Here is an 881-nt window from a genome sequence, read left to right as displayed (position 1 = left end):
GCATCCAACTGTTCTTGGCTGTGTCCCGACAAGTCCATCCCCTTGGGAAGGTACTGACGGATCAGGCCGTTGATATTTTCGTTGCTGCCGCGTTGCCAAGGGCTATGAGGGTCGCAGAAGAATATCGCCACACCGGTTTTCTGGGTGATCTCGGCGTGCCGCGCCATCTCCCGCCCCTGGTCGTAAGTCATGCTCTTGCGCATCGCCAGCGGCATGCCGTTGAGCGCTGCACTGAAGCCCTCCATCGCCGAGGTCGCCGTCGCGTCGTTCATCTTCACCAGCATCAGGTAGCCACTGGTGCGCTCCACCAACGTGCCTACAGACGAGGCGTTGGCCTTACCCTTGATCAAATCGCCTTCCCAATGCCCCGGCATCAGCCGGTCTTCGATCTCCGGCGGCCGCACATGAATGCTGACCATCTCGGGGATCTGGCCGCGCCGATCCACGCCGCCCGAGCGCGGTCTGCGCGTCGTCTTGCTTTGGCGCAGGCAGATGATCAGTTCCTTACGCAACTCGCCGACCGGCAAGGCATAGATCGCGTTATAGATCGTCTCGCGACAGACGTAGGCATCTCTGAGGCTGGGAATGTTCATGCTGCGCAGCTTGCCGGCAATCTGCTCGGGAGACAAACGCTCACGCAGCATATGGGCCACCAACTCGAAGCGCTCGCTACCCGGCAACAGCTTTCGCATCGGTCGACAAACCTGACGGCGGGCCTGCATCTGTTGCTGGGCCACACGGGCCGAATAGCCGCCGCAGGCATCTCGATTGCGGCGCAGCTCCCGGCTGATGGTCGAAGGGGATCGGGTGATCAAGCCGGCAATCCTACGCAGGCTGAAGCCTTGGGCATGACCGATTTGAATGGTGGCGCGCTCTTCAAC

1 protein-coding gene is annotated in these 881 nt (G+C 61.3%); it reads right to left on the bottom strand.

Annotation, left to right across the window (positions count from 1 at the left end):
• A partial coding sequence (locus DNK34_RS25260; RefSeq protein ID WP_131178004.1) for an IS30 family transposase occupies positions 1-881 on the bottom strand: 881 nt, incomplete at both ends.

Source organism: Phytopseudomonas dryadis (assembly GCF_004327355.1).
GTDB classification, from domain to species: Bacteria; Pseudomonadota; Gammaproteobacteria; order Pseudomonadales; family Pseudomonadaceae; genus Aquipseudomonas; species Aquipseudomonas dryadis.
Note: the sequence above shows the minus strand (reverse complement) of the source record. Positions and strands in the feature narration are given on the sequence as shown.